22 protein-coding genes are annotated in these 24,182 nt (G+C 58.2%); 10 read left to right on the top strand and 12 right to left on the bottom strand.

Annotated elements, in window-relative coordinates; all coding sequences use genetic code 11:
* Positions 1-6 precede the first annotated feature (6 nt).
* From IT895_RS10095 to IT895_RS10080, 4 genes are all read left to right on the top strand, one after another.
* A complete protein-coding gene (locus IT895_RS10095; RefSeq protein WP_199283379.1) occupies positions 7-276 on the top strand; it encodes a monovalent cation/H+ antiporter complex subunit F in 270 nt (89 codons plus the stop codon).
* Complete coding sequence (mnhG, locus tag IT895_RS10090) at positions 269-673, top strand: monovalent cation/H(+) antiporter subunit G (protein ID WP_199283378.1); 405 nt, start codon at positions 269-271, stop codon at positions 671-673. Before IT895_RS10095 ends, mnhG begins: the two co-directional genes overlap by 8 nt.
* 123 nt (positions 674-796) lie before the next feature.
* On the top strand, positions 797-1,297 hold the full coding sequence (locus IT895_RS19375) for a hypothetical protein (RefSeq protein WP_233337216.1): 501 nt from the start codon (positions 797-799) through the stop codon (positions 1,295-1,297).
* A 3-nt stretch (positions 1,298-1,300) separates the two neighbouring features.
* Positions 1,301-2,449 carry a GGDEF domain-containing protein gene (locus tag IT895_RS10080; protein WP_233337215.1) on the top strand — a complete coding sequence of 383 codons (1,149 nt, stop codon included), beginning with the start codon at positions 1,301-1,303 and terminating at the stop codon, positions 2,447-2,449.
* Here the strand turns inward: IT895_RS10080 and IT895_RS10075 are convergent.
* From IT895_RS10075 to IT895_RS10050, 6 genes are all read right to left on the bottom strand, one after another.
* Positions 2,433-2,867 carry a group I truncated hemoglobin gene (locus tag IT895_RS10075; protein ID WP_199283377.1) on the bottom strand — a complete coding sequence of 145 codons (435 nt, stop codon included), beginning with the start codon at positions 2,865-2,867 and terminating at the stop codon, positions 2,433-2,435. The two genes, IT895_RS10080 and IT895_RS10075, sit on opposite strands and share 17 nt — an antisense overlap.
* Positions 2,868-2,887: 20 nt before the next feature.
* Complete coding sequence (locus IT895_RS10070; protein ID WP_199283376.1) at positions 2,888-3,748, bottom strand: DUF3034 family protein; 861 nt, start codon at positions 3,746-3,748, stop codon at positions 2,888-2,890.
* Positions 3,749-3,775: 27 nt separating this feature from the next.
* Entirely contained in the window at positions 3,776-6,103 is a 2,328-nt protein-coding gene (locus IT895_RS10065; protein ID WP_199283375.1) for a bifunctional diguanylate cyclase/phosphodiesterase, read from the bottom strand.
* Positions 6,104-6,139: 36 nt separating this feature from the next.
* Complete coding sequence (locus IT895_RS10060; RefSeq protein ID WP_199283374.1) at positions 6,140-6,811, bottom strand: Cupredoxin; 672 nt, start codon at positions 6,809-6,811, stop codon at positions 6,140-6,142.
* Between the two features lie 118 nt (positions 6,812-6,929).
* Complete coding sequence (locus tag IT895_RS19370; protein ID WP_442786515.1) at positions 6,930-7,538, bottom strand: transglycosylase SLT domain-containing protein; 609 nt, start codon at positions 7,536-7,538, stop codon at positions 6,930-6,932.
* Entirely contained in the window at positions 7,519-9,255 is a 1,737-nt protein-coding gene (locus IT895_RS10050) for a proline--tRNA ligase (protein WP_199283372.1), read from the bottom strand. Before IT895_RS10050 ends, IT895_RS19370 begins: the two co-directional genes overlap by 20 nt.
* Positions 9,256-9,436: 181 nt before the next feature.
* On the opposite strand from IT895_RS10050, the gene IT895_RS10045 reads away from it, so the two are divergent.
* On the top strand, positions 9,437-9,871 hold the full coding sequence (locus IT895_RS10045; protein WP_085918713.1) for a hypothetical protein: 435 nt from the start codon (positions 9,437-9,439) through the stop codon (positions 9,869-9,871).
* A gap of 35 nt (positions 9,872-9,906) precedes the next feature.
* On the opposite strand, the gene IT895_RS10040 is transcribed toward IT895_RS10045, so the two are convergent.
* Positions 9,907-11,094, bottom strand: a complete 1,188-nt coding sequence (locus IT895_RS10040) for a benzoate/H(+) symporter BenE family transporter (protein ID WP_085918712.1) — start codon at positions 11,092-11,094, stop codon at positions 9,907-9,909.
* Positions 11,095-11,224: 130 nt separating this feature from the next.
* A complete protein-coding gene (locus IT895_RS10035) occupies positions 11,225-12,640 on the bottom strand; it encodes an amidase (protein WP_199283371.1) in 1,416 nt (471 codons plus the stop codon).
* Between the two features lie 168 nt (positions 12,641-12,808).
* Between IT895_RS10035 and IT895_RS10030 the strand changes: the two genes are divergently transcribed.
* On the top strand, positions 12,809-13,393 hold the full coding sequence (locus IT895_RS10030) for a helix-turn-helix domain-containing protein (protein WP_085918710.1): 585 nt from the start codon (positions 12,809-12,811) through the stop codon (positions 13,391-13,393).
* Here the strand turns inward: IT895_RS10030 and IT895_RS10025 are convergent.
* Positions 13,354-14,127, bottom strand: coding sequence for a glycerophosphodiester phosphodiesterase family protein (locus IT895_RS10025; protein ID WP_199283370.1), 774 nt, complete (start codon positions 14,125-14,127; stop codon positions 13,354-13,356). The genes IT895_RS10030 and IT895_RS10025 overlap by 40 nt on opposite strands.
* 141 nt (positions 14,128-14,268) lie before the next feature.
* Here IT895_RS10025 and IT895_RS10020 point away from each other — a divergent pair, with 141 nt between their 5' ends.
* Positions 14,269-15,246, top strand: coding sequence for an NADPH:quinone reductase (locus tag IT895_RS10020; protein WP_199285448.1), 978 nt, complete (start codon positions 14,269-14,271; stop codon positions 15,244-15,246).
* Between the two features lie 70 nt (positions 15,247-15,316).
* Here IT895_RS10020 and IT895_RS10015 read toward each other — a convergent pair whose 3' ends face one another.
* The 3 genes from IT895_RS10015 to IT895_RS10005 form a co-directional block, all read right to left on the bottom strand.
* Positions 15,317-17,515 carry a TRAP transporter large permease subunit gene (locus IT895_RS10015; RefSeq protein ID WP_085918708.1) on the bottom strand — a complete coding sequence of 733 codons (2,199 nt, stop codon included), beginning with the start codon at positions 17,513-17,515 and terminating at the stop codon, positions 15,317-15,319.
* 152 nt (positions 17,516-17,667) lie between these two features.
* Positions 17,668-18,843 carry a TRAP transporter substrate-binding protein DctP gene (gene dctP / locus IT895_RS10010; RefSeq protein WP_085918707.1) on the bottom strand — a complete coding sequence of 392 codons (1,176 nt, stop codon included), beginning with the start codon at positions 18,841-18,843 and terminating at the stop codon, positions 17,668-17,670.
* 243 nt (positions 18,844-19,086) lie between these two features.
* Positions 19,087-19,995 carry a MurR/RpiR family transcriptional regulator gene (locus IT895_RS10005; RefSeq protein ID WP_199283369.1) on the bottom strand — a complete coding sequence of 303 codons (909 nt, stop codon included), beginning with the start codon at positions 19,993-19,995 and terminating at the stop codon, positions 19,087-19,089.
* A gap of 272 nt (positions 19,996-20,267) precedes the next feature.
* On the opposite strand from IT895_RS10005, the gene IT895_RS10000 reads away from it, so the two are divergent.
* From IT895_RS10000 to IT895_RS09990, 3 genes are read left to right on the top strand one after another with little or no spacing between them, the layout of a single operon-like run.
* A complete protein-coding gene (locus IT895_RS10000) occupies positions 20,268-21,011 on the top strand; it encodes an enoyl-CoA hydratase/isomerase family protein (RefSeq protein WP_233337214.1) in 744 nt (247 codons plus the stop codon).
* Between the two features lie 53 nt (positions 21,012-21,064).
* Positions 21,065-23,242: an acetate--CoA ligase family protein gene (locus IT895_RS09995; RefSeq protein WP_199283367.1), complete on the top strand. Its 2,178-nt coding sequence runs from the start codon at positions 21,065-21,067 to the stop codon at positions 23,240-23,242.
* On the top strand, positions 23,239-24,042 hold the full coding sequence (locus tag IT895_RS09990) for an enoyl-CoA hydratase-related protein (RefSeq protein ID WP_199283366.1): 804 nt from the start codon (positions 23,239-23,241) through the stop codon (positions 24,040-24,042). Before IT895_RS09995 ends, IT895_RS09990 begins: the two co-directional genes overlap by 4 nt.
* Positions 24,043-24,182 lie beyond the last annotated feature (140 nt).

The following is a 24,182-nucleotide window of genomic DNA, read 5'->3' as shown; positions in this document are numbered from 1 at the left end:
GGAGCCGTGTCGACTGTCATTCTGCTGAGCCTCGCGCTCATGTGCCTGGCCTTGTGCCTCGCCTTCGTGCGCCTTTTCAAGGGCCCCAGCCTGCCCGACCGGGTGGTGGCACTGGAGCTCTTTTCGTCGATTCTTGTCGGCACCATTGGTCTCGTCGCCATCGCCACCGATGTGGCCAGCTTGCTGGACGTGGCTATCGTCATGGCGCTGATGGCCTTTATGGCGGCCATCGGCTTCGCGCGATTCCTTGAGCGAGGAGGGCCACGCAATGATTGAACTGCTCAAGAGCGGGCTGATTCTGGTCGGCGCCATCTTCATGTTCCTGGCCGCCCTGGGGCTGGTGCGGATGCCCGACCTGCTGACGCGCATGCATGCCACTACCAAGGCAGCGACCCTGGGGGCTACCCTGATCATGCTGGCGGTGGCTCTGCACTTTGGCGAGGTGGCGGTAGTCGCGCGGGCCTTCGGGGTGATTCTCTTCATCATGATGACCGCGCCAGTGGCGGCCCATGTGATTGGCCGGGCAGGTTATTTTGTGGGGGCGCGCCTGTGGAGCGGCACGGTCAAGGACGAGCTAAGACCCAATTACGATCCGTTGACCCATGAGCTGAAAAGCGGCCTTGAAACGCAGGAGAACGCCAAGCGGCACCCCCGCGACACAGACCCTGATTGACCTGCCGCCCACTTCTGCCTTTCAGTCGATTGAATTCAACCTGAGTTCATCGCGGTTGAAAGGCAAAGTAAATTTGGAAATGGTACAGTCGGTCCTATCGTCAACTATTGAGAAGTTCACGCTATGGATGCTGCCGTTTTCAAGCGTTGTTTGCGCCGTTTCCCCGCAGCTCGCTGGGCGCTAGGGGTGGGCATCGCCGCTTTTCTGGTGCCGGTAACGAGCATGGCGCAAACGCTAAGACTGATTGATGGTGATATGGTCAAGCAGGTTGATGTCGAGCAGCTTCGCCAGTCTTCAGACAGCCACTTTCAAGTGTTTGACCCTTATCAGGGAGAAACTGTGGCAATGCAAGGCATGCCGTTTGCTGACTTTCTTGCCCGCCACTTTGGCCGTGTGCCTGCCAAGTTGCGCTTTACTGCCTGGGACGGTTACGAGGTCACGCTAGGCGGTTGGGATGACCCCAACTGGTATCTGGTGACGATAGAAGACGGCAAGCCATTGAGTCTGCGTTCAAGGGGCCCTGTACGTCTGGTGGAGCGGGAATACGGTGACCGGGACGTTAACAGCTTACGCGAGTTCAATGACTGGATCTGGATGATTCGCAGTATCGAAGCGCGTGGGTAACCCATGAAGCCAATTCTTGACTCATCCCGTGACGTTGATAAAAGCGACTGGGCCAATCGCAAGCGGCCGGGCCGCTACATCAAATGGCTATCGCTCAGCCTGATGAGTTTCATGGCGCTGATGGTGTTGATCATCTATGAAGCCCGCTGGGTGTTTCCCGAGATTCAGACTTACTTCAGCCAATCGGGTAACCTGACGGGGCAACAGTTGGCTACGCGTTCCCGGCACTATTTACAGGATGCTCAGGCCCGTCTGTTGGACATGCCTGGGCCCGAAGAACGGGCAGCGGCGATAACCGACATCGAGTTGGCCTACGGCCTGTTCGACGTGGATGTTTACCATCAGCAATATGACTGCACGTCACCCAGCTTAGGCGTGCTGGACGAGACGGTGACGTCGCTGGAAAGCGATAGCGTGTTACCGGTGGTGCTCGCTCGAGAACTGCTCGACCCGATTGCCTGCCTGACGCGTATCGAAATGGGGCAGTTGGATCGCCGCGCGGAAGCCATTAACACCTTTTCGGAGAGAACCCGCTGGCACAACCAGGTGCTTATCTATACCAGCCTTCTGATCTTTGTATTTGGCCTGCTGTTCTGGTGGCTGCATGAACGGCAATTAAGGCGTACAGAAAAGGCGACTCAGGAAACACTGCGGTGGATGGGGCGTGCCATGCGTGACCCTTTAACGGGCATTGGCAATCGCAGTGCACTCCACCAGGACGTCATGCAGCAAGCCCAGCAGTTGCTAGGCCTGGTGTTAGTGGATATCGATTTTTTCAAACAGTATAACGATACCATGGGGCATCCGGCGGGTGACGCTCTGTTACGCAACCTTGTACTGTTAATTGCCGATGCCTTGCCAGAAGAGGCGACTCTCTATCGGCTGGGCGGCGATGAATTTGCGGCGTTATTGCCTTGCGAGGATATTGATGCGCTGGGTCGCTACTGCCAACAGCTTCACCAAGAAGTGCAACGGTCAGCGTTCTCGCACGCCGCCCATCCGGATAAAAAACAGGTGACGCTCAGTATCGGGGCAACCTGTTTTATGCCGTCGAGAGTGGGGTTCCCCCGGGCCTATGAAGCCGCGGATAACGCCCTTTATCAGGTGAAGACAGCGGGACGGGATGATTGGCAAATCATTGCCGTCGCATGACATCGGCATACAGTGGCGCTAATCGCCCTAATAACTCGTTTTGAGCTGCCAGAGGAACGCCTTCCTCCGCCATTGCGTCGGCCAGATACTCAACCACACGATTGAAATGCGCATCGTTGATGCCCATGTGCTGGTGGGCACGATCCATGGGCGGCCCTTCGTATTGGCAGGGACCGTCGCTGATATCGCATAGCTGGGTGGCGAAAGCCTCTGCAAAATGGTCGATGTTGGTGTTGGCAAAAAAGACCACGACCTCCGGGTCGTCTGCCACCCGATATAGCATGTTCTCGACCACGCGATCAATGGCCTGCATGCCGCCAAGTCGTGTGTAAAGCGATGGTTGGGTCGTATGCTGGGCCGAACAGCCAGTCAGCCAGAGTGCCATCAGCAGCGTGGTGGCGTAGTGGTGAAAACGCATGATGGAGTCTCCTTGACGGGTCAAAAGGCTGCCTGAAGCGACGCATAGGCGCCATCCTGAGACGGTAACCCGGCGATATCGCCCAACGCTAACCAGGCCGCGGTCAGCGATACGTGCTTGTTGAAGAAGTAAGCGCTATAAAGGCTTTGCCAGTCGTCTTCCCGGGCTGCGCTAAGCCGATCAGGCTTTTGTCGATATTCCATTCCCATCACCCACTTGGGTGTCACAAAGAGTCCCAGGCTGCCTTCGGCAACCCATTCGCGGCCGCCGTTATTGCCGCCAAACCCCAGCAATCCGCCTTGATTAGCGTCGGTATTACGCAGGGTGGCATTCAGCAACAGGTTGCGCCCAGCCACGGTGTTGAACACCAGTTTGCTGGCACTTAGATAAATATCGTTCCCCTGGCCGTGCTGCGCCCCTAACGCGTTGGGGATACTGTCATCGGCCAGGTTTTTATGTTGAACGCCCGCGCTCCAGATCCCCCAGGGGTGGTACAACACATCGCCGAATAACCGTACCTTGGCACCGATAATGGTTTGCTCCAGCTCGCCGCCTAAGGTTTCGAGGTCCAGGGTTTGGCGTGCCACAGAGACCTCGACGCGATCGTAGATGTTGGCGCTGGCAGCCTCGACCGTTAAGCGATAATCATCCAGCCAGGCGCGCGAGACGGTTGCCGTTGCCCCGAATTCCTGCTCACTGGCGGTACTTGTAAGCAAGGCCCAGGGCGAGAGTCCACCGCCAGCGGCTCCCTCAATAGCGCCCACACCACCGGTACCTATCAGACGACTGCCAGCAAGGGACGCACTGCTTATTGAAAGCCCAAAGAGGATAATAAGGAGTGGCTTGCCTTTTGCTATTGCCTTAGGGATGACGTTGGACATGGACAGGCTCTCTCGGTAAGCACGCTGTTAATGCGTGAAGGTGAAGATTTCGGTGCTTTTCAGCCAGGGAATCACCTGGTCACTCGGCATGGGTTTGGCGATCCAGTAGCCTTGTAGATAATCGCAGCCCAAGTCATTCAGCAAGGCGGCGCTAGCCGCATTTTCAACCCCTTCGGCAACAATGCTCAGCCCTAGGCTGTGACCCATCTCGATCGTCGAACGTACAATCGTCAGGTCGTCTTCCTGGGAGTCGAGCTTGAGCACAAAGGACTTGTCGATCTTGAGTTCGTTAACCGGCAATCGCTTGATCTGTGCCAGGGACGAATACCCGGTGCCATAGTCGTCTATCGCGATGGACACGCCGAGGCGGCTCAGCTCATCCAGCGTTCTGGCAGCGGCATTGATGTCCTGCATGACGGCACTTTCAGTAACCTCCAGGCTCAATTGATCCGCTGCTAAATCATGGCGCGCCAGCAACTCGGCTAACTGCCCCGGAAGATCGGGGTCGGTGACATCGCTGGCGGATAAATTGACAGCCACGCTGATTCGAGAGCCTTGTTGCTGCCACTGTTGGAGCTGTGAGGTTATGTGTTCAAGCATCCACTGGCTAAGCTTGCGAATATTGCCCGAGCGCTCGGCCAGGCCAATGAACTCATCCGGGGGCACAAAACCAAGCGAAGGGTGCCGCCAACGCATCAGTGCTTCAAACTGGCATACCTCCCCATCATGCGTTGCCACTTTGGGTTGATAGGCCATCCAAAGCTGATTGTTGCTCACTGCATCGCGGAGATCATGAATCAGCGTCAGCTGGCGTAAGTGGCGTTCGTCCTGGCCTTCGGCGTAACGCTGGTGGGCATCCGGGTGATGACGCGCCATGTCGAGAGCAATATCGGCGCGGCGTAGCAGCAACTGCGCCTTCGCACCGTGTGCTGGATAGCTCACTTCACCCGCAGCCAGTGAAATGCCGATTGACGAATTATCCAGGTCGATGGGCGTTGAGAGTGCTGCGAGTTCACTGATGCGCCAGTTTGGCGTGGTGTCAGGTTGATTGATCAGCAGTAAGAATTCGTCGCTGGCCAAGCGATAGGCGGATTGAATAGGGGATGTCAGCGCTTTCATACGGTGGGCAAGGGTTACCAGCACATGATCGCCCAGTTCGTAGCCGAAGGTATCGTTGATGTTGCGAAAGTCCTTAATGGCCAGGCGCAGCAGGGTAAAGGGGTGACCGTCGTCTATGCGGGCATTGATGTCTTCCAGGGCGCTGATGCGATTGGGCAAATCGGTGAGCAGGTCATGGCGTGACTGATGCCGCAGGATCGCTTCACGTTCGGCAATATCGTCTTGCATCGAGCGCAGCGTCCCCGCGAGCAGCCCGGTTTCACTTTGGGATGATTCTGCTGGGACGTCAGTGACACGCTCACCTTGACCAATCCGTCTGGCAACGTCGGCCAGCGCGACGAGCGGGCGGCTGATACTACGGGCACTCCAGGCCGCAATAGCGATTGTGAACAGCAATATAAGTGCCACGATAATGACTAGCTGCCACTGTAGGTCGTCGTAGGCGGCTAGTAATTCGTTACGTGACAGCTGAATGAGCGCGAACGTTTGATTCCTTGAGTCCTTATATAGCTCGCTCGCATAGGTCAGATAACCATCGTCAGGCGTCATCTGACTGGTTCCTGAGTACGCCCCTGCCTCAGATGCATTATTGAACTGACTTAATGGCTCGGCTGCTTTTTGGGAATGCGAACTGGCTAGATACGTTGATGTCTGGTCAGAGGTGTAATTGACCACGCTGATTTCCAGGCCGGTGAGGGCATTGATTTCCTCGACGACGGCGTCGTCAATTAAAAAGCCCATGCCCACCCAACCAATCACGTTGGGCGCTTGTACCGGCAACATGACAAGCTCGTAGGGCTGTCCATCAGCAATCACGACGCTGAACGCAGAACCCTGCTGGCGAGCGGTTTCAAACAGCTCGGGAAAGGGCATGGGCGTTTGTGAGGGATGATGGCTGCTGGCAAGCAGTTGGCCGTCCAGGTCGCTTAACAGCACGATGTCGGCATCAGCCCGAGTACCGTGATTAACTAATACCGACTGTAGCGTTTCACGATCCTGGGAGGCGACCGCGCTTTTAAAGCCAAAATCATCGGCCAGAATCGCCACGTTATCGTGTAGCTGATCGCCGCGTCTTTCGAGTAATTGGTCGAGAACACGGGCTCCCACCTCAAGGCGCTGAGTACCCTTGGCCAGGGCATCTTGCTGAGTGGCGCGCAGAAACGCCAGGCCGGTGGCCAGCTGTGAGACCACCACCACGGTTAACAGCACGAGCATCAAACGGGTACGAAAGCGCATATCGTTGTTATCTGGCCCTCAAGTTGTCGCTAGGCACTAGGTGGCCTCTCTAAAACGTTGCTGCAACGGCGACAGCTTCTCGGGTGGCTTCGGGGTGGCGCGCAGTTCCAGAGGGACCGACAACTGCTCGGTTGGGGCAATTTCGCCTTCCCACCAGCGCTGCTGGCTATCGTGGAGGCGTTGATGCCAAACCCTTACGCGATGCTGGCCGGGTGGCATCGATGGCAGGACGACCTGTCCGTTGTTATCGGTCATGGCATAAAAAGGGGCATCGCTGACCACTATAAAGGCCTGCATGTGATCGTGAATGTTACATCCCAGCACCACCACGCCAGGCGTATCAAAATGAACGGGCGGTGGCGTTTCGTTCAGATAAAGATTGAGATCAAAGGTTTTGGCGTCGGAAAAAGAAAATACATGGTGACGTGTCGTGTCTTCGTTGGGAAATGTTACCTGGCTATTCACCGGGATTGTCAGCACCTCGGGGTGAAAAGCCGCACCGCGCTGATAAATTTGCTTTACGCTGGTATCGCGCGATGCCGAGTATGGAAAATAGACTTCCACCACGGCATTGCTCAGCGGTTCACCATTGCTGTCGGATACGCTGATACGGGTATCACTGGCAAGCGTATCAGGGCTGACACTGAGAAGAACAAGCGAGGCGCCGCCGCATAAAAGCGCCCGATACGCACGTTTGAGATATACCATAAGCATCCTTGGTTAGCAGAGCCGGATATCGAACTACTATCATGCGAGTTTATGTCAGGAAAGTCATGCCACGTACTTAACGATAGGCTCACAGATATACCACACGCAAGTATCAGACTTATCGCCAGTGGTCACGCCAGGTACGCAGTACCCGTTCTGGATACCAGGTTTTGCCTAAGCTGCCGTTGTAACGTGCCAAAGCCCGGGTAAAGTCGCCCTGTTCGACGGCGAGGTAGTGGGCGAGGATGGTGCAGCCATAGCGCAGATTGCGGTTTGGGTTCGTCAAGTCATCCATCGGCAACCCCAGTTCTTTGATCCAAAACGGCATGACCTGCATGAGGCCCACAGCGCCCGCGGACGATACGGCTTGTTTATCAAAGCCGCTTTCCACGTGAATCAATGCCAGAACAAGCTCGGGCGGCAGCCTGGCAAGACGTGCCTCCTGGTAGACTTGGGTAAGCAGCTTGCGGCGCTCGGCTGGCTCGCTGATAAAGTCAGCCAGATCGGTGTCCATACGCTGTCGCCACTGTCGCATCAGCCATTGCTGTTGAGGTGTCTGATGGCGCTGATGGGTATCCGCCAAGGTCGGGCGAAGAGACCCGGGTAGTGGCTCCTCGGCCTTGACCGGTGGGCCTAAGAAGAGACTGGCGGCCAGGCAGGCCGCCAGTGTTGGCCGTGACAATGGCCGGGCGATGCAGGTTGAGCGTCTATTGAGCAGTCGGGGCAAGGCCGGCCTTTTCTCGAAGGAAGTCAATAATCTGCTCGGCAGGCACCATGGTGGCATCGCTGTCACGGCGGCCTTTGTATTCGAGTTCGCCGTTGTCCAGGCTGCGGTCGCCAATGACCAGGCGATGGGGGATGCCCATGAGTTCCAGGTCGGCAAATTTAACCCCGGGACGCGTGTCGCGGTCATCCAGTAACACATCCAGGCCAGCGGCACTGAGCGCTTGGTAAAGGCGCTCAGACTCTTCGCGCACCCGCTGCGACTTGTGAGCGTTCATGGGGACGAGCGCAACCTGGAAAGGCGCTATGGCGTTGGGCCAAATGATACCGGCATCATCATGATTCTGCTCGATAGCGGCGGCCACCACACGGGTAATGCCAATGCCATAGCAACCCATCCAGGGGTGGCTGGTTTTACCATTATCGCCGAGCACGTTGGCATTCATGGCTTGCGAGTATTTTTGGCCCAATTGGAAGACGTGGCCCACTTCGATACCGCGCTTGATCGAGAGCGTGCCTTGTCCGTCGGGTGAGGGGTCACCATCAACCACATTGCGCAGGTCGGCAATCTCGGGCAAGGGCGTGTCGCGTTCCCAGTTGATACCGAAATAGTGTTTGTCATCGGTATTGGCACCGGCTCCAAAATCGCTCATCAATGCCACGCTGCGGTCGATGATGATGGGCAGATCTAAGCCTACCGGGCCAAGGGAGCCAGGGCCTGCACCAACCACGGCGCGAATTTCTTCCTCGCTGGCCATGGTCAATGGTGTTGCCACTTGGGGAAGGTTTTCCGCCTTGACTTCGTTCAGTTCGTGGTCACCGCGCACCAGCAGGGCGATGAGTTGGCCATCGGCACCCTTCACGATCAGCGTTTTGATGGTTTTCTCGATGGGCAGGCCAAACTGCTCGACCAGTGCCGCAATGGTTTTAGCGTCTGGCGTGTCGACCAGACGCATATCTTCTCTGGGGGCTTCGCGCAAGGCGTCACTACCCAGCGGTGCAGGTATTGCCTCGGCTTTTTCCATATTGGCGGCATAATCCGAGCCATCGGAAAACACGATATCGTCCTCGCCCGAGTCGGCCAGGACGTGAAACTCATGCGAACCCGTACCACCGATCGAACCGTTGTCGGCGATCACCGGGCGGAAGTCGAGGCCCAAACGGTTGAAGATGCGCGTATAGGCATCGTACATACCCTGGTAAGTTTCCTTGAGCGATGTCTCGTCCAGATGGAAGGAGTAGGCATCTTTCATGATGAATTCCCGCGAACGCATGACCCCGAAGCGTGGGCGAATCTCGTCGCGGAACTTGGTCTGAATCTGGTAGAAATTGATCGGCAGCTGTTTGTAGCTGGCGATTTCTTTACGCACCAGATCTGTGATGACTTCCTCGTGGGTGGGGCCAACGCAGTAATCGCGGGCGTGGCGGTCTTTCAAGCGTAAAAGTTCAGGACCGTACTCCTCCCAGCGCCCGGATTCCTGCCAGAGCTCGGCTGGCTGAACCGCAGGCATCAACACTTCCTGGGCGCCAGCGTTGTTCATTTCCTCGCGCACGATGGTTTCCACTTTACGCAGCGTGCGCAAACCCAGCGGCAGCCAAGTATAAAGGCCCGAGGTGAGACGGCGGATCATGCCCGCGCGTAGCATGAGCTGGTGGCTGATCACCTCGGCGTCCGCCGGGGTTTCTTTCAAGGTGGCAATGAGTAGTTGGCTGGCGCGCATGGGCGAGAGCATTCCTTGTTGATGGGGTGGACCCGTTATCATTCGTTGGGACATTGTACGGCCAAGCGGTTAAGGCGGCAAAATTGCGCTGAGATTACCCGCGCTGACTTATCCGTTCGGTGTGCTAAAATCATCCCGTTTTAACCCTATATACAATCGATTATCAACGGGGAGACCCTGCATGCAACGCACAGTTAACCAGTGGTTGAAGGGGGCCGTCATTGGCGCGGCGGTTGTCGCCATCAGCGGTTGCGGGACGCTTTTTCACCCGGAAAGGAAAGGTCAGTTGGGCGGCGATATTGATCCTGCCGTAGCGGTGGCCAATGGCGTTGGACTGCTTTTCTTTATTGTCCCCGGCGTGATTGCCTACGCGGTGGATTTCTCTAATGGCACGATCTATCTACCCAGCCGGACCAACAGCGATATCGAGATGCAGTCGCTGGGTGACGACATGGACATAGCGTCGCTGGAAAAAGTGTTGTCTGAGCAGGCAGGGAAGCCTGTGGCGCTGAAGAATGAATTGGTCAAGGTTGAACAAGTGGATAGCCTTGAAGAGGCGCTGGCCATGGTGCGCATGTCGGGCGTGATGGATGACGATCGCCTCTCGGCCATGTAGTCACGCCTGCCCGCAAAGACCAGGCGCCAGACGCATCAGCGTCGTCTGGCGATGAGATGGCGGGTGACCATCCCGGCGATCAGTCCCCAGAAGGCGCCGCCGATGCCCAGCAGGGTAATGCCCGACCCGGCGAACAGAAACGTCACCAGCGCGGCGTCGCGTTCGTCGGGCTTCGAGAACGCATCGGCCAGCCCGCTGCTCAACGTTCCCAGCAGGGCAATGCCCGCCACGACCGCCACCATGGCCCCGGGTAGCGCGGCAAACAGCGCCGTGACGGTGGCCGCAAAGACCCCCAGCAGCAGATACAACAGCCCGGCGACGATGCCGGCCGGGTAGCGGCGCCTGGGATCCGGGTGGGCATCCGGGCCGGTACACACGGCGGCGCTGATGGCGGCCATGTTGAGTGCGTAACCGCCGAAGGGCGCCAGGGCCAGGGTAGCGCCGCCGGTCGCTACCAACAGCGGCGAGCTGTTTGGCGTATAGCCGGCGGCGTTCAGCACGGCCATGCCTGGAACGTTCTGGGTGGCCATGGTGATGATAAACAGCGGAATTGCCACGCTGATCAGCGTCGCCAGAGAAAACTCAGGCGTCATGAGTACTGGCAGGGTAGGCGACAGCGGCAGGCCCTCAATCGCCAGCTGACCCTGCAGAATGGCCCAGATAATGCCGGTCAACACCACGCCGGGTACGGCAAGCGTCGGCCAGAAGCGCCGCCCGATGCCCCACGCGGCCAGCAGCGCCAGGGGCATGAGCCAGTGCTGCTCGAGCCGGGTAAAAATCTCCAGGCCGAAATTGAGCAGGATGCCCGCCAGCATGGCCGAGGCCAGGCTGCTCGGGATATGCCGCATCAGCCGTTCGAACACACCGGTGAGGCCACACAGGGTGATCAACCCCGCCGATACGATGAAGGCGCCAATCGCCTCCCCCAGCGGCACGCCTGGCAGGTTGGTCGCCAGAAACGCTGCCCCGGGCGTCGACCAGGCGGTCACCAGCGGCATGCGGTAACGCCACGATAGCCCCAGCGACGTCAGCCCGACGCCAATGCCCAGCGCCCACAGCCAGGAACTGGTCTGGGCGCTAGAGGCGCCGGCGGCTGAGGCCGCCTGAAAGATGATCGCCGCTGAACTTGTGTAGCCAATAAGTACCGCGACAATACCCGCCGTCACGTTGGAGAGCGAGATATCGCGCTTGAGACATGGGGTATCGGAAGAAGGCGTCGGCATGGCAGTGACTCGTTCGCGGCTGGCGTCTGGAAAAACGCTCAGCCTCGTCAATGAGGCCGAGCGTTATAACGGACAAATCAGCCTATCATCGTGCGCTATAACGCACAACGGTGGTGAGTACTGCGCCTTTTCATGCGAACTGTGAGGGATTGGGCACGGTGGGAAAGCGCGGCGGGTGCGCTTCCATGAAGGCATGGCAGGCGCGCAGTACCCGCACGTCGTCGAACTTGCCGCCCGCCAGTTGGAAACCCACCGGCAGCCCGTTGTCGGTAAACCCGCAGGGCACCGAGGCAGCGGGCTGCTGGCTGAGGTTGAACGGGTAGGAAAAAGGCGCCCACTCTTCCCAGTCGCCCATCCCGCTGCCCGGCGGCACCTCCTGATTGACTTCGAACGGCAGGACGGCCACGGCCGGGGTCATGATGAGGTGATAGTGCTGGTTGAAGTGCTCGAGCTCTCGGGTCAGCAGGGCACGATCCGACAGCGCACGGAAGAGGTCGAGGGCGTTCCACGCCTCGGCCTCGCGGGCGTTGGCCACCATGCCGGGGTCCAACTGCTCGCGCTGGGATGGAGTCATCTGCCGCCATTGATCCAGGGAGGCGGTAAACCAGATCTTGCGAAAGGTATCCAGCGGCGAGGAGAACCCGGGGTCCACCTCGACGATCTCCGCCCCCAGCGCTTCCATTTTCTGAGCGGCCTCTTTTACCCGGCTGGCAACTTGCGGGTCAACGTCGGCGTAGCCCAGATCGGCCGAATAGCCAATGCGTAATCCCGTAAGGCCCTTGTCGAGGTCGGCACCCCAGCAGTCAGGCTGCCCTCGGGTGGCGTAGGGGTCGCGGTAGTCGTAGCGGCCCATCACATCGAGCATGCTCACCGCATCGCGCACCGAACGCGTCAACGGCCCGAGATGCGAAAGGGTCGGTTCCTTGGCAGGCGGCCACTGGGGCGTCCAGCCGAAGGTGGGCTTGAAGCCGAAAACGCCGGTGAAGGCAGCGGGAATACGTATAGACCCGCCCGAGTCACCGCCCTGGTGCAGCACGCCCATGTTGAGAGCGGCGGCCGCGGCGGCACCGCCCGACGACCCACCGGGGGTGAGGCGCGTGTCCCAGGGGTTATTAGTGGCGCCAAACACGCGGTTATCGGTAACGGCTTTCCAGCCAAATTCGGGCGTATTGGTTTTGCCGAGAAAAATTGCCCCGGCCTCACGCAGCATGCGCGCCGGGGGTGCATCGGTATCGCAGAGCCCGTCGCCGCTGGTCAACGAACCCGCGCGACAGGGCATACCGGCCACCTCGGTCAAATCCTTCATCGATACCGGAATGCCATCAATCGGGCTAAGTGGTTTGCCCTGGCCCCAGCGCCGGGCCGACGCTTTCGCGGCTTGCTCGGCGCCCTCAGCATCCACATGGATGTAGGCGTTGACGGCACAGTTGAATTGGTCAATGCGTGCCAACGCTGCACGCGTCGCCTCCAGTGGAGACGCCTGGCGTGTTTCGAAGAGCTGCCTGAGGGTTTGCGCATCCATGGCGCCGAGGTCTGTATCACTCATGTCACTGTCCTTGTTGGTCATGGCTCAAAAGGGCTAAATAGAGCCTAGTGGACGGGGCGGTCAGCGTCTAACCGGCCTCCGCGTATTACTTAACATCAACGTCAGTGGCTGGTACATGTCCTGTGATAAGTGGTGGGCAAAAAACGCCACGTACCTAAGGAGCGTTTTATGACTGCTGAGCCTCACACTCTGGCGGCGCATATCGCCGCGACCGTGAAGCAACTGCGCCGTGAGCGTGGCTGGAGCCTGACCCGTACGGCGGAGGCCACCGGCGTCAGTAAAGCCATGCTGGGCCAGATCGAGCGGGGCGAGTCGAGTCCGACCATTGCCACGCTGTGGCGGATGGCCAGCGGCTTTCGCGTATCGTTTTCCAGCCTGTTTGATGCGGGGGCAGAGGTGGAGGCCAGGCCGCCGCATCCGCCCACCTGGCAGGATAGCGCCGGGATGCAGGCGCAGGTGCTGTTTGCCTACGACCCGCTACTCGGGTTTGAAATGCTGGCGATCGAGCTGGCGCCGAATTGCGCCAGCGAATCGGCACCCCACGCGCCCGGCGTGGTGGAGCATATCGTGGTGATCGAGGGCACCATGGCGCTGCGCATCGACGACGCCTGGCAAACGGTGACGGCGGGCCAGGGCGTTCGTTTCGCCGCTGACCGGCCGCATGTCATGCGTAATGACGGCGATACACCGCTACGCTTTCACGACGTCATCCATTATCTGCCGTGTGCGGCGCTGGCCGAGGCCGATAAATAACGCTGGAAGGCCTCGGGTTCATCGGTGATCGCGCTGGCAGGCCCCCAGGCCCAGAGCGGGTGGAAGGCGTGGGGATCGTTGGGGGTATAGCAGAGCAGCACATAGCCCGCCTGCACAATGGCGTCCGCCTGTGCGGGCTTCAGGCGGCCCCAGTGGACATGAAGGCTGAACGCCTCGATCTCGGCGCACAGTGTCCGCCAATCCTTGGGCAGGCGGTTGACCAGCAAGCCGAGCGCCAGCTTGTCGGCCGTTGCAAAGGAGCGGCTGTGGCGTAGCGCCGTTTGATCAAAAGACGACAGTACAAGCCGCTCGGCGGGCAAGGCCTCGAGCACGGCTGGCAGAACGCGGTCGACCAGCGCGATGGGGTCGTGGCCGCGATTGACCTTGAGTTCCAGATTGACGCCCATCCCCAGCTTGTTGAGCAGTGCCAGCATGGCCTCAAGGCTTGCCATCCTTTCCCTTTCGAAAGCCTTGCCAAACCAGCGGCCGACATCGAGGGTCTGTGCCTGGGGCCAGGTCATGCGGCGCAGCCTGCCGCGGCCGTCTGAACAGCGCGCGACGTCGGCATCGTGCCAGATCACGGGCGTGCCGTCCCTCAGCAACTGAACGTCGAGCTCAACCCAGTCAACCCCGGCCTGATGGGCGGCGCGGACGGCCGCGAGGGTGTTTTCCGGGGCGGCGGCAGAGTAGCCGCGGTGGGCAATTAACGTGGGCAGTGAAATAGCAGGGTGCATTAGCAATGTTCCGTTAGCCGTCGGCGATCAACAAATCCCAGTCTAGCATGGGGGGTATGACAACCGCGTTGCGCTGCCGGGCCGATAGCGTTAGCTTGACCACTACCCAATAAAAAGGAGTTCCCTGTGTCCCAAGAACATGTGTCTCAACGAATTCAATTTGCTCGCACCGGCGGTTCAGAGGTGCTCGAACTGGTGGATGTGACACCGGCGGCACCTGCCGCTGGCGAAGTCCGTGTTGCCAACGAGGCGGTTGGCCTCAACTTTATTGATATTTACTTCCGTACCGGGCTTTACCCGGCGCCTTCTTTGCCTTCGGGCCTGGGTACCGAAGGTGCCGGTATTGTGGATGCGGTGGGTGAAGGTGTTACCCATCTGAAAGAGGGCGATCGGGTCGCGTATGCCCAGGGGCCACTCGGCGCCTACGCCGAGTTGCATACGCTACCGGCTTCCAAAGTCGTCAAGCTGCCGGACTTCATTAATTTTGAAACCGCCGCGGCCAGCATGCTCAAAGGGCTGACGGTGCAGTACCTGCTGCGCCAGACCTATGAACTCAAGGGCGGCGAAACGATTTTATTTCATGCCGCCGCCGGTGGCGTTGGTTCGATCGCCTGCCAGTGGGCCAAGGCGCTGGGCGTCAAGCTGATCGGGACCGTCAGCTCACAGGAGAAAGCCGACCTTGCCATGGCCAACGGTGCCTGGGCGACCATCAACTACACCCAGGAAGACGTGGTCGACCGTGTGCGCGAACTCACCAACGGCGAGATGTGCGACGTGGTCTACGACTCGGTCGGCAAGGATACCTGGGAAATGTCGCTGAACTGCCTCAAGCCGCGCGCCTTGATGGTCAGCTTTGGCAACGCATCAGGCCCCATCGACGGTGTGAACATCGGTATTCTCAACCAGAAAGGTTCGCTATTCGTAACACGCCCGAGCTTGAACGGCTACGCGGATACCCGTGAGCGCTTCGAGATGATGTGCGAGGATTTCTTTGCCATGTTGGAAAGCGGCAAGATCAAAATTGATGTGGCCAACCGCTACCCGCTTAAAGATGTGGGCCTCGCCCAGGACGCGCTGCAAAGCCGCAAGACCACCGGCTCCACGGTGCTGCTGCCCTGAGGTTGCCTCCCCGGAACGAAAACCGCCCTCGCTGAGCGAGGGCGGCAGAAGGGCGAACGGTCAAGCGCGGTTAGCCGTAGGCCAGGTTGGGGAGCCAGGTGACCAGTGCCGGGAAGAGAATGACCAGCAGTAGTCCCAGCGCCTGAATGCCCAGGAATGGGAAGGACGAGCGGAATATCTGCGCCATGGTGATATGAGGTGGGCAGACCCCCTTGATATAGAAGAGCGCATAGCCGAACGGCGGACTGAGGAACGACATCTGCATGTTGACCAGATAGATGACGCCGAACCAAAGCGAAACATCCGCGGCGTCGACACCGGGTAGGCCAAACACGCCATCGAAGGTCATTCCCTTGATCAACGGCACGAAGATCGGCACCGCCAGCAGCAGGATGCCGACCCAGTCGAGGAACATGCCCAGGGCTACCAGCAGTACCATCATCACCATCAGCACCGCATAGGGACCCAGTCCCGCGCCGGAGATCAGCTCCTGCACGAACGTCTGTCCGCCCTGCAGGATGTAGAAGCCGACGAAGATGCTGGCGCCGAAGATGATCCACATCACCATGGCAGAGGCGACCAGCGTGGTCATGCAGGCGGCGTGCAGGTTGGGCCAGGTCAGGCGCTTGTGCATGGCCGCGACCACCAGGGCACCGAAGGTACCGATACCCGCTGCCTCCACGGGCGTTGCGATGCCAGTAAAGATGATGCCGAGTACCAGTATCACCAGCACGATGGGCGCCAGCATGTTGCGCAACAGGCGGAGCTTCTCTTTTGTATCAACACGGTCTTCAACCGGCATTGGCGGGGCCATCTTGACGTTCAGCGTTCCTCGCATCCAGCAGTAGAAGCCATACATGAAGGCGAGCAGCAAGCCTGGAATCAGCGAGCCGAGGTAGAGCTCACCCACTGACTGCTGGGCGATAACGCCGTAGATGATCGCCAGGATCGAGGGCGGGATAAGGATGCCCAGGGTGCCGCCGGCCATGATCGACCCGATGGCAATTTCCGGATCGTAATTGCGCTTGAGCATCGCTGGGAGGGCAATCAGACCCATGGTGACCACTGCCGCCCCAATCACGCCGACCATCGCTGCCAGAAGCGTTGAGGCAATAATCGTGGCAATGGCCAAACCTGCCTTGAGGCCGCCCATCCACTTGTAGACGACGTCGAACAGCTCTTCGATGATCCCGGCTTTCTCAAGGACTGACGCCATGAAGATGAACAGCGGAATGGCTGAAAGCTGATAGTTGGTCATCATCGGGAAAATGCGCGATGGCATCAGGTTGAGCATCGCCTGATCGCCAACCGTATACAGGAATACCACCCCTAGGCCACCGGTGACGAAGGCCAATGGCAGGCCTGCGACCAGCACCACCATCAGCGAACCGAACATGACCAATGTCAGGGCCCCGATGCCGAATGAGCTTAGGCTACCTGAAATGCTACCTGCCAGACTCTCGTAGTCGGTGACGGCGATATTGACCATCTCGAACAACAGCCAAGCTGCCAGAATGGCGGCGATAACCACCATCACGCGTGCGAAGGTTCGGCTACCCTCATGTAAGCGCCAGTGGTACCGATACGCCTGAATGTCCCGAATCAGTTGGCCGAACCCCTGTAGCAACAGCAGCAGTGCGCCAAAGAAGAGCATGAATTTCACCGGATAGAACTGGATGGCCCATTCGGTGAAAGAGGTCTCATTGGAATAGCTGGACCCAAAGAAGTACGCGTCGCTCACCGACTGGGAGAAGAACGTCCAGCCGGTCGTTAGTAAAGCGAGGGTGAAGATGAAGAAGAATATCGAGGTGACAATATCCAGTGCCGCTCGGTTGAGGGGCCTTGCCCGACTGTACAGGATATCGACGCGAACATGTCCACCTTCGCGAAGCGCATAAGCACCGGCAATCAGGTACTGCATGCCGAACATCAACGTCATCGACTCATGGGCCCAGTTAGTCGGGGAGTTGAAGGCATAGCGTACGAGGACTTCGTAGGCGAAGATGAAAGGAGCAATCAGCGCCCAATAGGCCACATAACGGCCGGAAAAGCCGGAAAGACGGTCGACAATGGTCGTAAATACGTTGCCTGGCGGTTGATAGGCGACGTTGGTGGCCTCACCTGCAGGTATCTCGGCGGTGTCGCCGCCGCTGACCGTGGCACCTCGACGGAAGCTACGGTCGACGAAAAACATGACCACCAGTGGCAAAAGCAACAGCACTGACCAGTATAGCCAGTGCGGAAGAACGAATTCGATATCAAGATTCATGGACACTCCTCCGTGACACCATCACCTCCTGGCGATGGAACCGGATCATCAAGCCGACGGGATGCGGAAAAAGGGTTGCTCCAGTCAAATCGGATGTTGCGATTTCATCGCAACATCCGATGTTGTCGAGCAAATAAGTCAGGCGTTGAGCATCAGGCGTTAAGTTCGTAGCCCTGAATGTCTTCGTCAGTGACCAGTCCCACTGCAGGATCCATCATGGTGTTGAGGTGCGCTCTAAACAGCCGAGCCGCATCTGGATCCTTGTTGGCCCACTTGAACCACAGCGGGATGGCGGCATCGCGGAAACGGCTGGCATCGTTTTCGGTGAGGTGGATGATTTCCACGCCTTTTTCGCGATATTTGGGCCATGCTTCAGCATTGGCCTTCTGGATTGCCGCATAATGCTCGCGGGAATAGGCAGCCACCAGATCATGCATCAGATCCTGAGTTTGTGGCGACATGCGCTCAAAGACTCGACGGTTGACAGAAATATCCATTAAGTCAACAGCTTGATGCAGGCAGGGCGTGGAGGGCGGCCCCATGATGATGTAGTCAGCTACCTGCCAGAAGCCTAACTCGTAGTTGACCGCGGCGCCGGTGTAATCGGCCGCATCAATAGTTCCTTTCTCAAGTGCCGGATATACCTCGGAGCCCGGGAGCAGAGTCGTCTGTGCACCAATAGAGGCGAAGGTTTCAGCCACGATGCCGCCTGGCATGCGGATCTTAACGCCTTTGAAGTCATCGAAGCTGCGTAGCGGAATCTTGGAGTGGATCAGGTTAAGGTCATGATGAACATAGCCCAGCAGTTCCTGGCCCTGCTTGCGATAAAGGTCCTTGGCAATGCCGAAACCGCCATAGGCTCCGAACATCATATCCCACTGGTGAGGGACGGAAAGCCCCATCGGATAGGCAGTCAGGAATACACCGGCTGGCATTTTGCCTGGCCAATAAACGGTGAACCAGTTCTGGCCGTCAAGCACGCCGTTACGTACCGCATCGGCAACCTCAAAGGCTCCCGCCACGGCGCCGGCAGGGAAGGGCTCAATGCGCACCTCGCCTCCCGTTGCTTCGGCGACGCCGGCAGCCCACTCCTCAAAGATTCTGTAGCCCGTCGTGCCAGGCTGCCAGGAAGACTGCATGCGGATGCGAATGCCTTCCTGGGCCTGAACATTGCCGATCCAGGGGGCGGCGACGGCAGCGGCGGAACCGACTGCTGCGGTTTTAAGGAAATTACGTCGCGTTGAGGATCCCTTGGTGATAGAGGAAGGTAGCTCTGTTGACGTGGAGATTAAAGATTCTGACTTCGTGTTTTGCTCTTTGTTATGCATGTTGGAAGCTCCAGCAGTGATCATTGCCACTGTTTGTTTTTGTATTCCCATACTAAACGTCGTGTCACTTTTGAGTTCCCTGTGGCACAGGCAAGGTGATGCCAAGCGCGAAGGCATCACTTTACGTAAACAGAATTTAGCGAGTCCTGAGCTAAGCGCCAATTAATATTTTCAACGTTTGCCATAGTACAGCGAATGTCGAATGTCGAAATACCTGCTTGGTCTCCATCAATAGTCTTATCTTTAGTCGGTCTCAACATACGCCCCCATATGGAGCATACGCTGTTCGAATCTGGACACGTTGTCGACCAGAGAATCAGGGCCGAAGGCGACACATTCCGCCAGAATGGCTTCGATGAGCGTGATGGCCGACAGAATCGAAGGAAAAAAGTGTGGGGTCGCGTTGGCAAGGTTAAATGTGATCTGTGCGCCGGGTGCCAGTGGTGAGCGCATGGTATCCGTTACGACAATGGCCTTGACGCCGTTTGCGCGGGTAACTTCCAGTGCTTTTACCGTTTCTGCGCAGTAGGGCTCAAAGCCAAAAACGACGACAATATCGTTTTCATCGAAGCCGTCCAGCTCGGTTAATAACCCGCCTTCCAAGCCTCGAATAAGGCTGATGTTGGGCATGGCAATGCGACCCACATAAGCAAAGTGGTAGGCGCAGGCAAAGGTGTCGCGAAAACCCACCACGGCGATATTGCGCGCCGCTAAAAGCTGCTGAGCGGCATCGCGTACCCGTGCCTGGTTATCCGCGGTGAACAGGCGCCCAATGTTGTCGAAGGCGGCATCGCCGACATCAACAAAGAGGGGGTCATCAGGCTGACTTGCCTGGTAACGAAGCCGGTTGGCGCGCCCTGATAGTTCCACAGACGGTGTCTTAACCGCCGACTGAAACACCTCGCGAAACGTTTCATAGCTTTTGAAATCCAGTCGCTTGGCCAGACGCACCAGGGTTGAGGGCGTGACCTGTGCCGCTTCTGCGGTTTTGCGGATGGATTGAAATGCGATGTTCGGGGGGTGTTCCATCACATAGCCTGCCGCCTGTTTCAACTGTGGGCTGAGCGTCGGGTAAACCGCCGCAAGACGTTGATTGATGGTATCCAGCGGCGAGGCAGATGAAGTGATCGTTTCACTGTTCTTGGATGTCATGTAAGGCTCCAGCGCATTCAGGCGGGTAGTTTAGACCATCACACTTGATCGATACATTTGTATCTTTTTTATTTTTTAATGAAACAATCGTGTTGACTGGGGCGCAGGGTGGTCCTAGGATTGAATTTGATACATATGTTTCTTTTTATTAAAAATATAGAAACGTATGTGTCTACGTATTCACCTTTCCGCCAGGTATCCCGACCGTTATGACCATGCCGCTAGATTTACCTTCCTGTTCCCATCTTGTAGTCACCCAGCAAGACCATGTAATGACGGTGCGACTCAATCGGCCCGACAGGCTCAATGCCGTTGTGGAATCGCTATATCACGAGCTACTTGGCGTGCTGGCCGTTGCCCAGCGCGAGCCGGATATTCGCGCCGTGGTAATCACCGGGGAAGGGCGTGCCTTCTGCGTCGGCGCTGACATGAAAGCCCATGAAGGCGCGGGTCGGACGCTTTTCCAGCGGCGCCAATATCTCCAGTTGGGGAACGACGTGGGCGAGGCAATCGCTCAACTGAGCAAGCCGGTGATTGCCGCCGTGAACGGCTATGCCCTGGGGGCGGGCGCCGAAATGGCGGTGGCCTGTGATTTTATACTGATGGCCGATGATGCTCAGATCGGTTTTCCCGAAACCAGTATTGGCACCTGCGTAGGCGGTGGCGTTTCCAAGTGGTTACCCCAACTTGTCGGGCTGGCCCAGGCTCGTCGGCTTCTGTATATCGGCGAAAGAATCAATGGAACCGAGGCAGCACGGCTGGGTCTGGCGCTGGCCAGTTATCCAGCGGATCAGTTGATGCCAGAGGTCGAGTCACTGGCGTTGCAGCTGGCGGAAAAGGCGCCGGTGTCATTGGCCATGTTGAAGCCGCTGGTCAATCGAGCCGCGCAAACCGACATGCCAAGCCAGCTTCAGCAAGAACTTGATGCCGTCTTTACCTGTTCGACCACCGAGGATTGGCAGGAGGGGGTCAACGCCTTCGCCGAAAAACGCGCGCCCCAGTTCAAGGGCCGTTAGGCGTCCGCTCCAACACGCATTGTCGACTTGTCTTACTTTCTAAAGGTAACTCCATGCAATCCATCGAAGGTCATCTTCCTTCTCAAAGCCCGCTGCATGCCATCCTGGCGCCGTCGGGCATTGCCGTCGTTGGCGCCTCGTCTGATCCCACCAAGCGCGGCTATAAGGCCATGGTCGGGCTGATCAAGGGCGGCTATGGCGGTGAGATTTACCCGGTCAATCCCAAGGCGACTTCGATTTTAGGGGTCAAAGCCTTTGCCTCGATCAGTGCTATCCCGGGCACCCCGGCGCTGGCGCTGATTTGTACTCCCGCCGCCACGGTGCCCGACCTGATTACTGAGTGTGGCCGCCTCGGCATCAAGGGGGCCGTGGTGTTGGCCAGCGGCTTTGGCGAGACTGGCGAGGCAGGCGCTGCGCTGGAAGCCCGCATGATGGCCAACGCCCGGGCCCATGGCGTGCGCATCATCGGGCCCAACACGTCGGGGATGTTCAACCTGCACCATCGGGTTAATCTGCTGGCGCTTGATAACCTCAAGACCGGCGACATCGGAATTGTCTCCCAGTCGGGCAACATGCTGCTTTCCCTGGCGCTGGAGGCCCAGCACAACGGGCAGGTCGGGTTCAGTACCTACATCGGGCCGGGCAATCAGGCCGATATCGGCTTCAACGACTACCTCCGCTATCTGGGGGAAGATGAGCATACTCGGGTGGCGACGCTTTATGTGGAGGGCTTTCGGGACGGTCGCCAGTTTCTCGATGCGGCGCGTGAAGTCACTACCATGAAGCCCGTCGTGGTATATAAGTCGGGCTCTACCGAGCAGGGCCAAAAGGCCGCCAGTTCTCACACCGGGGCTCTTGCAGGCAGCTACCGGATGACCGTGGACCTGTTGCGCCAGGCTGGGGTGAGCGTGGTGCAATACTCCGATGAAATACTCCCGGTGGCGGAAGGGCTGGGCCGCTTGCAAAAGTCAGAAGGTAAACGCGTGGCGGTGATTGCCGACGGTGGTGGTCAGGCAACGATCGCCGCCGATCGGCTGGCGGAGGCGGGCTTGACACTGGCGACGCTTAGCCGAGATACCCAGGTGAAACTCGAGGCGCTTTTGCTGCCCCAGGCCTCGACGCTGAACCCTGTCGATGTGGCGGGGTCTTCGGATGCGAATCCTTCCCTCCTGGCAGAATGCATGGCCGTGGTGGCCGCTGATGCGAATGTCGATAGCGTGTTTCTGGTAGGCATGTTTGGCGGCTACAGTCTCCGCTTTGCCGAGTCCTTGCTGGGGGATGAAATGCGCGGGGCCGAATCCATGATTGAGCTTGCCCATTCGAGCGGTAAACCGCTGGTCATCTACAGCCTCTACGCGCCCATTAACCCCCCAGCGCTGAGCCGTTTGCACGAGGCGGGGTTGCCCGTTTACGCCTCCATCGAACACGCGGTAAGAGTGCTGGCGGCGCTGGGCGAGCGCGGTGAATACCTGGCGAAATGCGCCGTTCAACCCGCAAATCTGCCGATGCAGGCATCCCGTAACGGCCAGGCAATATTATCCAACGCAAAAGAACAAAAGCGGAACTTGCTCGAGTTCGAAGCCAAGGGACTGCTGGCCGAGCATGGCATTCATGTGCCCGACGAACGGTGGGTGCAAGGTAGCGATGAGATGGAGGAAGTTGCCCGTCACTTTGGCGAACAGCCATTGGCCATGAAAGTGGTTTCCAAAGATATTCTGCACAAATCCGACGCCGGTGGGGTCAAGCTTGGCCTGGTAGGCGAAGCCGCATTACGCGATGCCTACAAAACCATCGTCGCTAATGCCCAGTACTACGACCCTGGCGCACGACTCGAGGGGGTGCTGGTCACGCCGATGGTAGAGAAAGGGGTGGAGGTGATCATCGGTATGCTGCGGGATCCGGTCTTTGGCCCGGTGCTCATGTTTGGCCTGGGCGGCGTTTTCGTTGAGGTGTGGGAGGACGTGGCGTTTCGTTCACTACCTATCACGCAAGCCGATGCCGAATCCATGGTGAGCCAAATCAAGGCGCAAAAAGTGCTTGAAGGGGTCCGCGGTGCTCAGGCGGTCAATAAGCAGGCACTGGTATTGCTGTTGATGCGCATTTCAAAGTTGGTGGACGCCTATCCGAGCATTCGTGAGTTGGATTTAAACCCGGTAATGGTGTATCCAGAAAGCCACCCCCACGGGTATGCCATTGTGGATGCCCGCATCATTTTGGAGCGTGAAGAATGAGTCAATCGTTGCCGACACTGACGGATGCGACTTTAACGCTTGAAGAACGGGTGGCTACGCTCACCATGAATCGTCACGACGTGCGCAATGCGCTTACCGGCACTGCGTTGGTCGATGACATTGTCGCTACGGCTAACTGGGTTAACCACGCTGCCGACGTGTCGGTATTGGTGATTACCGGGGCCGGATCGGCGTTCTCCGCCGGTGGTAACGTCAAGGATATGGCCCACCGCGACGGCGACTTCGCGGGCGACGTGGCGGAAGTCGCTGAGCGATACCGCCGGGGCATACAGCGTATGCCGCTGGCGCTTGAAGCGGTGGAAGTGCCCATCATTGCGGCGATCAACGGGCCTGCGATCGGCGCCGGGTTTGACCTGGCCAATATGGCGGATTTGCGCATTGCCTCGCGCCAGGCCAAGTTTGGTGAGACCTTTCTCAACCTGGGCATTATTCCCGGCGACGGCGGCGCATGGTTCATGCAACGCCAGATCGGCTACCAGCGTGCCTTTGAGCTGACCTTGTCCGGCCGGGTGATCGATGCCCAGGAAGCCTTGGCGTACGGAATTGTACTGGAGGTTGCCGAGCCCGATGTGTTGATGAAGGCGGCGTATGAGCATGCCGGGCGGATCGCTGCCCAACCACCAAAGGCGACTCGGTTGACCAAGCGGCTAATGAAAATGGCGCCCGACATGGAGCTAAAAGGATTTCTGGACGTCTGCGCCGTTTTTCAGGGCATGTCTCATAACGAACCCGAGCATCTGGAAGCCGTTCAGCAAATGTTGGATCGCATGAAAAAATAGCGCCCCAGGTCTGCGGACTCAATCAATGATCTTTCTCAGCCCGGCATCGCCGGGCTTTTTATTGGCGTATAGTCAATGTCTAATATGATTTACCTGCTTGCCACTATCTGATTTACAGTAAAGCAAGCCGACGATAGTGA

The sequence above is a fragment of the Halomonas sp. A40-4 genome (assembly GCF_015767635.1).
Classification (GTDB): domain Bacteria; phylum Pseudomonadota; class Gammaproteobacteria; order Pseudomonadales; family Halomonadaceae; genus Vreelandella; species Vreelandella janggokensis.
Note: the sequence above shows the minus strand (reverse complement) of the source record. Positions and strands in the feature narration are given on the sequence as shown.

Bases quoted from the DNA above. Each gene is read 5' to 3' on its own strand.
- mnhG (WP_199283378.1), top strand. From the start codon at position 269: ATGATTGAACTGCTCAAGAGCGGGCTGATTCTGGTCGGCGCCATCTTC.
- IT895_RS19375 (WP_233337216.1), top strand. From the start codon at position 797: ATGGATGCTGCCGTTTTCAAGCGTTGTTTGCGCCGTTTCCCCGCAGCT.
- IT895_RS10080 (WP_233337215.1), top strand. From the start codon at position 1,301: ATGAAGCCAATTCTTGACTCATCCCGTGACGTTGATAAAAGCGACTGG.
- IT895_RS10075 (WP_199283377.1), bottom strand. From the start codon at position 2,867: ATGCGTTTTCACCACTACGCCACCACGCTGCTGATGGCACTCTGGCTG.
- IT895_RS10070 (WP_199283376.1), bottom strand. From the start codon at position 3,748: ATGTCCAACGTCATCCCTAAGGCAATAGCAAAAGGCAAGCCACTCCTT.
- IT895_RS10065 (WP_199283375.1), bottom strand. From the start codon at position 6,103: ATGCGCTTTCGTACCCGTTTGATGCTCGTGCTGTTAACCGTGGTGGTG.
- IT895_RS10060 (WP_199283374.1), bottom strand. From the start codon at position 6,811: ATGGTATATCTCAAACGTGCGTATCGGGCGCTTTTATGCGGCGGCGCC.
- IT895_RS10050 (WP_199283372.1), bottom strand. From the start codon at position 9,255: ATGCGCGCCAGCCAACTACTCATTGCCACCTTGAAAGAAACCCCGGCG.
- IT895_RS10045 (WP_085918713.1), top strand. From the start codon at position 9,437: ATGCAACGCACAGTTAACCAGTGGTTGAAGGGGGCCGTCATTGGCGCG.
- IT895_RS10040 (WP_085918712.1), bottom strand. From the start codon at position 11,094: ATGCCGACGCCTTCTTCCGATACCCCATGTCTCAAGCGCGATATCTCG.
- IT895_RS10035 (WP_199283371.1), bottom strand. From the start codon at position 12,640: ATGAGTGATACAGACCTCGGCGCCATGGATGCGCAAACCCTCAGGCAG.
- IT895_RS10030 (WP_085918710.1), top strand. From the start codon at position 12,809: ATGACTGCTGAGCCTCACACTCTGGCGGCGCATATCGCCGCGACCGTG.
- IT895_RS10025 (WP_199283370.1), bottom strand. From the start codon at position 14,127: ATGCACCCTGCTATTTCACTGCCCACGTTAATTGCCCACCGCGGCTAC.
- IT895_RS10015 (WP_085918708.1), bottom strand. From the start codon at position 17,515: ATGAATCTTGATATCGAATTCGTTCTTCCGCACTGGCTATACTGGTCA.
- dctP (WP_085918707.1), bottom strand. From the start codon at position 18,843: ATGCATAACAAAGAGCAAAACACGAAGTCAGAATCTTTAATCTCCACG.
- IT895_RS10005 (WP_199283369.1), bottom strand. From the start codon at position 19,995: ATGACATCCAAGAACAGTGAAACGATCACTTCATCTGCCTCGCCGCTG.
- IT895_RS10000 (WP_233337214.1), top strand. From the start codon at position 20,268: ATGACGGTGCGACTCAATCGGCCCGACAGGCTCAATGCCGTTGTGGAA.
- IT895_RS09995 (WP_199283367.1), top strand. From the start codon at position 21,065: ATGCAATCCATCGAAGGTCATCTTCCTTCTCAAAGCCCGCTGCATGCC.
- IT895_RS09990 (WP_199283366.1), top strand. From the start codon at position 23,239: ATGAGTCAATCGTTGCCGACACTGACGGATGCGACTTTAACGCTTGAA.